At 70.3% G+C, this 3433-nt stretch carries 2 protein-coding genes; one reads left to right on the forward strand and one right to left on the reverse strand.

The genetic code is table 11. The annotated features are described in order from the left end of the window. Positions 1–1890, reverse strand: a 1890-nt coding sequence (locus ACLN58_RS19770) for a GNAT family N-acetyltransferase (protein ID WP_415856943.1), incomplete at its 3' end; no start/stop codon positions are given. A 52-nt stretch (positions 1891–1942) separates the two neighbouring features. On the opposite strand from ACLN58_RS19770, the gene ACLN58_RS19775 reads away from it, so the two are divergent. Beyond that, positions 1943–3433: DNA gyrase/topoisomerase IV subunit A (locus ACLN58_RS19775; RefSeq protein ID WP_415856944.1), on the forward strand; the 1491-nt coding region annotated here is incomplete at its 3' end.

Genomic DNA, 3433 nt, shown 5'->3' on the forward strand with positions numbered 1-3433 from the left:
GGGTCCCGGATCGGGGAGCAATCCCTCGCCAGCCTCGGGGCGCCCGAGGATCCCCGTGAACGCGGCGACCACCGTGACCGAGCGCAGCGAAGCGCACTCCGCGAGGACCTCGGCGATCGCCCCGGGCCGCACGCCAGCGGTCGGGATCAGGGCGACGACCACAGCATCCGCGACGCCCGAATCGATGACGTCGAGAAGCCGCGCGCGGAGGGCAGGCAGCGCGACAGAGCGGCCCGCGAGGTCGAGGTCCCAGATGCTCTGGGTGACGACGAGGCCCTGGCTCTCAGCGCCGTCGGCGACCACGCGGCCCAGCGAGAGCGCGTTGGACATGACGGCCACGCGCGCCCCCGCGGGCAGCGGCCCCGAGACGACCTGGGCCACGTCGACGAGCTCCTCGAGCGTCGAGACGCGGATGACGCCGGCCTGCCGCAGCATCGCGTCGAGCGCCCCCGCGGGGGCCTGGGACGTGCGGACCGCGTGACCGGGCGGGAGCTGGAGGCCGAGGATGTCGCTCTTCGCGACGATGACCGGCTTGCTCCGGGCGAGCCGTCGCGCGATGCGCGAGAACTTGCGGGGGTTGCCGAACGACTCGAGGTAGAGTCCGACCGCGCTCGTCGCGACGTCGTCCTCCCAGTACTGCATGGCGTCGTTGCCGGAGACGTCGGCGCGGTTGCCCGCCGAAACGAGCGTCGAGAAGCCGAGCCGGCGGCGATCGGCTGCCGCGTAGAGCGCGATCCCGATCGCTGCGGACTGGCTGAACAGCCCGAGGCCTCCCTGCCGCGGCATGCTCCCGGCGCGGCACCCGCCGCGACCGGAGGGGACGGGGCCGCTGTCCCGAGCTTCAGCGTACTGCGCCGCCCCAAAGAGCGACGCGTTGAGCCGCACGCCGGGATCGGTGTTGACGAGGCCGAGCGAGCCCGGGCCTACGAGCCGCATACCGTTCGCGCGCGCATGACGCACCAGCTCGCGCTGCCGCGCGAGGCCGCGGGCGCCGTCCTCCGCGTGCCCTCCGGAGGCGACGACGGCGCCCTTCACGCCCGCCGCGGCGCAGTCGGCCACAACGCGAGCCACGTCGTCGTAGGGCACCGCGACGAGCGCGAGGTCCACGGGCTCCGGAACGTCCCGGATGCTCGCGTACGTCAGCATTCCGCCGAGTTCGAGCGCCTCCGGGTTGATCGCGCACACGCGGCCCGAGAACCCGCCCTCGACGAGATGTGCGAGGAGCTGCTGCCCCACCGAACCCCAGCGGCGGCTCGCGCCGATCACGGCCACGGAGCGCGGAGCGAGGAGTCCTCGGACGGAGAGCGCCTCGGCGCGGTGCTCGCGCGCCTCCATGACGGCGCGCGACTTCTCGGTGGGATCGATCTCGAACTCGACCATCACCACGCCGTCGTCGAAGCGCCGGTCCAGCGCGTAGCCGGCCTCCGCGAAGACGGTGAGCATCTTGCGGTTCTCGGGAAGGACCTCGGCGGTGAAGCGCCGGATGCCGCGCTCGCGCGCCGCCGCCGCGAGGTGCTCGAGCAGGATCGAGCCGATCCCGCGGCCCTGATGGCGGTCGGAGATGTTGAACGCGACCTCCGCCTCGGACGGATCCGCGAGGCGGTCGTAGCGCCCGACCCCCACGATCTCGCCCCCGATCGTGATGACGAGTGCCACGCGGTCGTCGTAGTCGACCTCCGTGAAGCGGCGCAGCTCTGCGTCGGTGAGCTTGGCCTTGTAGCTGAAGAAGCGGAGGTAGATCGAGCTCTCCGACTGGCTCACGTGGAAGGCCTGGAGCCCGATTGCGTCGTCTGGCCGGATGGGCCTGAGGTGGGCGGTGCCCCCGTCACGGAGCACGACATCGGCCTCCCAGTGCCGGGGATATGCGCTGACCGGGGCCTCATCCGCCATAGGCTTAGCCTAGTTCAGGCCCTGTTCACCCACTTTAAGGATCTAGCAAGCGTTGGCACGCCGTACGACCTCCGGGAAGCCCGGATCCGAAACGCTCCCCCTCGGCGATGCGCCGGCCGAGAACATCACGGACATCGATGTCGCCTCGGAGATGGAGTCGTCGTTCCTCGAGTACGCCTACTCGGTGATCTACTCGCGGGCACTTCCTGACGCCCGCGACGGCCTCAAGCCCGTGCAGCGCCGCATCCTCTACATGATGAGTGACATGGGGCTCCGCCCCGACCGCGGGCACGTCAAGAGCGCGCGCGTGGTCGGCGAGGTCATGGGCAAGCTGCACCCGCACGGGGATGCCGCGATCTACGACGCCATGGTGCGCATGGCCCAGGACTTCTCGCTGCGCCTCCCGCTCATCGACGGGCACGGCAACTTCGGCTCGCTCGACGACGGGCCCGCGGCCCCGCGCTACACCGAAGCGCGCATGGCCGCATCCGCGCTCGCGCTCACCGACGATCTCGACGAGGACGTCGTCGACTTCGTGCCGAACTACGACAACCAGCTCATGCAGCCGGAGGTCCTCCCGGCCGCGTTCCCGAATCTCCTCGTGAACGGCACGACGGGGATCGCCGTGGGCATGGCCACGAACATGGCGCCGCACAATCTCGCCGAGGTCGTCGCAGCGGCCCAGCTCGTCATCTCGAACCCGGAGGCGACGCTCGAGGAGGTCATGGAGCTCGTGCCCGGTCCGGACCTGCCATCTGGCGGCCGGATTGTGGGCCTCGACGGGATCCGCGACGCGTACCGGACCGGGCGGGGCTCCTTCCGCACGCGCGCCACGGTCGCGGTCGAGCAGCTCTCGGCCCGGCGCACGGGCCTTGTTGTGACCGAGATGCCCTACATGATCGGGCCCGAGAAGGTCATCGAGAAGATCAAGGACGCCGTGGGGGCGAAGAAGCTCCAGGGCGTCAGCGACGTCGTGGACCTCACGGACCGCAACCATGGCCTGCGCCTCGTGATCGAGCTCAAGAACGGTTTCAACCCGCATGCCGTCCTCGAGCAGCTCTACCGCTTCACGCCGCTCGAGGACTCGTTCGGCATCAACAACGTCGCGCTCGTGGACGGGCAGCCGCAGACGCTCGGCCTGCTCGACCTCCTGAGGGTCTACACGGACCACCGTCTCGCGGTCGTCCGCCGACGCACGGCGTTCCGTCTCGCAAAGCGCAAGGACCGCCTTCACCTCGTCGAGGGCCTCCTCGTGGCCATCATGGACATCGACGAGGTCATCCAGATCATCCGTACCTCGGACGAGGCCGCCGTGGCCCGCGAGCGGCTCATGGCCGTGTACGACCTCTCCGAGGTCCAGGCCAACTACATCCTCGAGCTGCGCCTGCGCCAGCTCACAAAGTACTCACGGATCGAGCTCGAGAAGGAGCAGGACGAGCTGCGCCGCGAGATCGAGGAACTCGAGGCCATCCTGGGCTCCGACGCGCTCCTGCGCGAGCTCGTCTCCCGCGAGCTCGGCGACGTCGCGGCGAAATACGGCACG

The organism is Sinomonas sp. G460-2 (genome assembly GCF_047759905.1).
Lineage (GTDB): Bacteria > Actinomycetota > Actinomycetes > Actinomycetales > Micrococcaceae > Sinomonas.